The following is a 5260-nucleotide window of genomic DNA, read 5'->3' on the forward strand; positions in this document are numbered from 1 at the left end:
CTACCTGGAGTACAGCATCCGCGACCAGCTCACCCGGCTGCTCGGCCCGAGCGGATTCGACCCGGCCCGCGACATCCAGGCGATCACGGTCAACCGGTGGGGCCACGGCTACGCGCCCGAGTACGCCACCCCGTGGAACCTCGACTTCTACCCCGAGGGGCCGTTCCCCGCGGCCGTGGCCCGCCGGCGGGCCGGCCGGATCGCGATCGCCAACTCCGACTCGGTACCGGCCGCCTACGCCGACGCGGCGATCACCGCCGCCTACCGCGCGGTCGGGGAACTCCAGGCGTGAGCGGGCCGCGGGAAAGGAGCGATCACGGCATGCCTCAGGCCCAACCCGTACGGACGCGCAGCCACTCCAGGGCGGCTCCGCCCTGGGCTCCCTGAAAGGCACGCAGGGTGGGCAGACCCGGCGGATCGGGCTGGCGGGACGCCTGGACGAAATACCCGGTGAGCGCGGCCAGCACGGTGGTCACCGCCACCGGGTCGGCGCCCCGTCCGACCGGGTGGGCGACGAAAAGCTCCTCGGACGGCGGGCCGCCCTGCATCCGCACGCTGGGCAGCATCTGCAGCACGTCGAACCAGGCGGCTCCGACGAACGCCCACGGCCAGTCGACGACCATCACCTCGTCGGCGGTGAGCAGCAGGTTGTCCGCCCGGATGTCACCGTGGACCAGGCTGTCCCCCTTGATCGCCGCCGGCCACCGCGACTCCAGATCCGCCAGCGCGTCCAGGTGACGCACCGCCCACGGGTCGAGCCCGGCCAGGTCGTCCGCACCCGTCTCACGGGCTGCCACCAGGCGCCGCCACCCCCGGAACTGCTCATCGAACTGTTGCTCCGCGGACGGCACGAGGATCGGGGACGGGCTCAGCGCGACGGCCAGCCGGCCCAGAGCGTCCAGTACTCGCTCCAGTTCGTCGGCCCGCCACGGGTCGGCGGGCGGGTGCCCCTCCACGTCCTCGAACAGCAGCGCGACCCAGCCTCCGGAGTCGAACGAGGCCAGCAGCCTCGGGGCCGGCACCCCGGCGGGAAGCGCGGCGGCGATGCGGGCCTCGGCCCGGTAGATGTCGGCGCTGAACGGGTTCGGCTCGGGACCGACGGCTTTGGCGAACGCACGCCGCCCGTCGGCCAGCGTGAGCCGTACGGCGGCGCCCGGTGAGAACCCTCCGGTCTGTGTCACCGCGTCGGCGACGTGTCCCCCCAGCCGGGTCTCGACAGCCTGGCGGATCTGCTCGGGCACGACGTGCCAGGGCAGGCGTATTCCGGTCGCGGGAGCGTTCATCGCGCCATCTTTTCGCAGAGACCATGCTCCGTACACCCGTGGACACGGCGGATGTCAGCGCGTGCGGGGACGGGTGTGGCCGGCGACTCCCCGGTCCCCGGGTGCCCCGCCGTCTCCAGAGGCCGAAAAGCCGTTGAGGACGCCTGTCCCATGCATGAGGCTGGGGATCGATTCACGAGGTCGTCCGCAGGGAGCCGCCGGTGACGAGTGACTGGGCCGCCGATCTCCTGCTGGGTGGCGTCATCTTGGTGGGCGCGTCCGTACAGCGGCTGGCGGGTGTCGGCTTCGCGCTTGTGGCCGTGCCTGCTCTGGTGGTGCTTCTCGGCCCGGCCGAGGGCGTGGCGCTCTCGAACTGCGCGGCCGGCGCCATCAGCGCGATCGGACTCGCCACCGAGTGGCGGCAGGTCCGCCTGGTCGCGATGCTGCCGCTGGTCATCGCGGCCGGGTGCACCGTGCCGGTCGGAGCCCTGGTGGCCGCACGCCTGCCGGCGCCCGTGCTCCTGATCGGCATGGGGACGTTGGTGAGCGCGGTCGTGCTGCTGGTGATGCGTGGCGTCCGGATGCCCGCTCTGCGCGGCGCCAAGGGCGCGCTGGCCGCCGGTGCCGCGAGCGGGTTCATGAACTCCTCGGCCGGAGTGGGTGGCCCCGCGGTGTCTTTGTACGCGGTGAACGCGGGGTGGACGGTACGGGAGTTCGTGCCGAACGCGCAGTTCTACGGGGTCGTGGTCAACGCGCTCTCCCTCACGGCCAAGGGACTGCCCCAGCTCACAACCCCCGCGTGGCTGCTGGCCGGGGCCGGGATCGCCGCGGGCGTCGTCACCGGTACGGCGCTCGCGGGACGCGTGCCGGAGAGTCGTGCCCGGCGGATAGTGCTGCTGCTCGCGTTGGCCGGCGGGCTCGCCACGGCGGGCAAGGGGCTGGCGGGCCTGTGAACCCCCTGCCCCGCCGGCCGGCACTCCGGTGACCCGCTGCGACCTTCCCGGCCGGGGCCGCCCCGATCCGCCGGCGCCGCCTCGGCTCATGGTGTGAGCGGCGCTACGCCCCGGCGGGGACGCCGACGGCCGCGGCGCTGGCGTTCCAGAGGGACCGGGCCAGCGCCGGGTCGGTCATCCCCCTGGGGACGGCCGCGGGGGCGCTCGCGGCGAAGTAGCGGCCCGGATGGGCGGCGCCGTCCGGGTGGGTGGCGAGGTGGACCATGGTGCTCGCGCCCTGCTCGGCGGTCTGGCCCATGCCGGGGATGTTCTTCACCATCCACATCATGAACGTCCTGGCGGCGAACTCCGTCTTGATCACGCCCGGGTGGAAGCAGGTGGCGGTCACGCCCGTCCCGGAGAGCCGCCGGGCCAGTTCCACCGTGAACAGCGCGTTGGCCTGCTTGGAGTCGCCGTACTGCAGCCAGCCGCTCCACCGCCGCCGGTCCCGGTTCAGGTCGGCCGGATCCAGGCGCCCGGTCTTGCCCGCGCGGGACGAGGTGGTGATCACCCGGCCGGTCACCCGTTCCAGCAGCAGGCTGGTCAGGAGAAAGGGCGCCAGGTGGTTCACCTGGATCATCGTCTCGTGACCGTCGCGCGTGAGCGTCCGTTCGGTGGTCATGACACCCGCGTTGTTGATCAGAACGTCGATCCGGCCGTATCGGGAGAGCAGCTCCGCGCCGAGCCGGCGCACGTCTTCGAGCGAGGTGTAGTCGCAGGTGAACGTATCCGGGAGCGTTCCCGACACGGCCTTCACCCGGTCGGCCGCCCGGGCTGTCTTGGCGGGGTCGCGGCCGACCAGGACAACCTGCTGCCCACGCCTGGCGAGCTCCACGGCGGCGGCCGCGCCGATTCCGGCACTAGCCCCGGTAATCACACTAATCATCAGATCCTCCACTGCGCAAAAACCTTATCGGTGCTAGTCTCCTGTGCGATCTTCCGGAGGCGTATCAATCCCAAGCAGCGCGAGCCTCCACACACTCAGAAGTTGGGACGAGTGGGCATGGGCTCTGGAAACCGGTCAATTCGGTTAAAGATCTTCTTGCTGCTGCTCTTACCCCTGCTCTCCCTGAGCGCGCTGTGGGGTTTCGTCCTCAACCTGACCGTCGGTGACGGGGCCGCCCTGCTCCAGGCGAACAGCGTCTACCAGACCATCGGCGTCACCTCCACCGATCTGGGGCTGCAGCTCCAGGCCGAGCGGGCGCAGTCCTCGGTGGCGATCACCTCCCGGGTTCTCACCAGCGGGATCGGCCAGCAGCGCGGCCGCACCGACCGATCGGTCGACAAGTTCCGCGACGCCGCCCTCGCCGACGACTCCCACGGTCCGGAGCTGCGCTCCTCGCTGGAGTCGCTGCTCCACCAGCTCGACCGGCTCCCGGCCGTCCGCGCCGGCATCGACAGCGGCCAGAACACCCGGCTTGAGGTGCTGTCGAACTACAACCGGATCCTGGACTCGGTCTTCCTGCTCTACGACCAGCTCGCCGCGGTCCCCGACCTGGCGATCTTCCAGCAGGCCTCGGCCATGAAGTCGATGGGAAACGCCCGCGAGATGATCGCCCGGGAGAACGCCCTGATCAGCGGGGCCCTGATCGACTACCGGATGACCCCGGAGGAGCGCACCGCCTTCGGCGAGTACGCCTCCACCCGGCGCTTCCTGCACACGCGCGGGCTGTCCGCCCTGGACTCCGAGCTGGGCGGCCCCTACCGGGACACCTTCGACTCCACGGCCTTCGAGAAGTTCGTCGCGCTGGAGAAGGTCGTCGCCGAGGCCACGGGGGACGTCCTTCCCGCCGAGGCGCGCAACTGGAAGGCGACCACGGACGGGATCGCGACCTGGCTCGACCAGCTCAACCTCGCCTCCTCCAACATGCTGGCCGACCGGACCCAGTCGGTGGCCACCGGCATCATGGCCCGGATCGCGGTCGCCGGCGGGATCGGCCTGATCGCGGTGATCGCCTCGATCATCATCTCGGTCCGCTTCGGCCGCCGCCTGGCCGCCGAGCTGGCCGGACTCCGCTCGGCGGCGCTGGACCTGGCGGACGTACGGCTCCCGCGCGTCGTGGAGCGGCTGCGGCGCGGCGAGGAGGTGGACGTGCAGGCCGAGGCCCCGCCGATCGTCGCGGGCGGCTCGATCGAGATCCGCGACGTGGCCCACGCGTTCGGCTCCGTGCAGCACACCGCCGTCGAGGCCGCCGTCGGGCAGGCCAACCTGCGCCGCGGCGTCAGCCAGGTCTTCGTGAACCTGGCCCGGCGCAAGCAGAGCCTGCTCCACCGCCAGCTCACCCTGCTGGACAGCATGCAGCGCCGGGCGACCGACCCCGACAGCCTTGAGGACCTGTTCCGGCTGGACCACCTGACCACCCGCATGCGGCGGCACGCGGAGGGTCTGATCATCCTGTCCGGCGCCGCGCCCGGCCGGGCCTGGCGTAATCCGGTGGCCGTCGTCGACATCGTCAGAGCCGCGATCGCCGAGGTGGAGGACTACACCCGGGTCAACGTGCCGCCGATGCCGGACGCCTCGCTCGACGGGACGGCCGTCGCCGACATCACCCACCTGATCGCCGAGCTCATCGAGAACGCCACGATCTACTCGCCGCCGCAGACCACGGTGACCGTGCGCGGTGACGTCGTGGCCAACGGATTCGCCATCGAGGTGGAGGACCGGGGCCTGGGCCTGAGCGCCATGGAGTACGCGGCGATCAACGAGCGGCTGGCCAGCCCGCCGGAGTTCGACCTGGCCGACAGCGACCGGCTGGGCCTGTTCGTGGTGGGCCAGCTCGCCGCCCGGCACGGCATCCAGGTCCTCCTGCGCGGCTCGCCGTTCGGCGGCACCACGGCCATCGTGCTCCTCCCCCGCACGGTGCTCGCCGAGACCGCCTCGCCGCTCACCCTCACCGCCGAGCGGCTCACCGAACGGCCCGCGGAGTTCTTCCAGCCCGCCGCGCCCGCCGCGCTGAACCCCGCCCGTCCCGAACCCGATCGCGCCGAATCGGGCCTGCCCCGCCG

4 protein-coding genes and 1 pseudogene are annotated in these 5260 nt (G+C 72.0%); 3 read left to right on the top strand and 2 right to left on the bottom strand.

The annotated features are described in order from the left end of the window. A pseudogene (locus CA984_RS42390) lies at positions 1-292 on the top strand (NAD(P)-binding protein); the annotation flags it as partial. A gap of 34 nt (positions 293-326) precedes the next feature. Here CA984_RS42390 and CA984_RS42395 read toward each other — a convergent pair. Beyond that, on the bottom strand, positions 327-1283 hold the full coding sequence (locus tag CA984_RS42395) for a phosphotransferase family protein (RefSeq protein ID WP_086578947.1): 957 nt from the start codon (positions 1281-1283) through the stop codon (positions 327-329). 200 nt (positions 1284-1483) lie between these two features. Here CA984_RS42395 and CA984_RS42400 point away from each other — a divergent pair, with 200 nt between their 5' ends. Continuing rightward, entirely contained in the window at positions 1484-2215 is a 732-nt protein-coding gene (locus CA984_RS42400) for a sulfite exporter TauE/SafE family protein (protein WP_207621254.1), read from the top strand. A 103-nt stretch (positions 2216-2318) separates the two neighbouring features. On the opposite strand, the gene CA984_RS42405 is transcribed toward CA984_RS42400, so the two are convergent. After that, positions 2319-3140, bottom strand: coding sequence for an SDR family NAD(P)-dependent oxidoreductase (locus tag CA984_RS42405; protein WP_086578950.1), 822 nt, complete (start codon positions 3138-3140; stop codon positions 2319-2321). 156 nt (positions 3141-3296) lie between these two features. Here CA984_RS42405 and CA984_RS42410 point away from each other — a divergent pair. Beyond that, the coding region (locus tag CA984_RS42410) for a sensor histidine kinase (protein WP_086578948.1) at positions 3297-5260 on the top strand (1964 nt) is incomplete at its 3' end.

It is taken from the genome of Streptosporangium minutum, assembly GCF_002149035.1.
GTDB classification, from domain to species: Bacteria; Actinomycetota; Actinomycetes; order Streptosporangiales; family Streptosporangiaceae; genus Streptosporangium; species Streptosporangium minutum.

What these genes read in the sequence shown, in the direction of transcription:
- CA984_RS42405 (WP_086578950.1), bottom strand. Translation starts at nt 3,140, where the DNA reads ATGATTAGTGTGATTACCGGGGCTAGTGCCGGAATCGGCGCGGCCGCC.
- CA984_RS42395 (WP_086578947.1), bottom strand. Translation starts at nt 1,283, where the DNA reads ATGAACGCTCCCGCGACCGGAATACGCCTGCCCTGGCACGTCGTGCCC.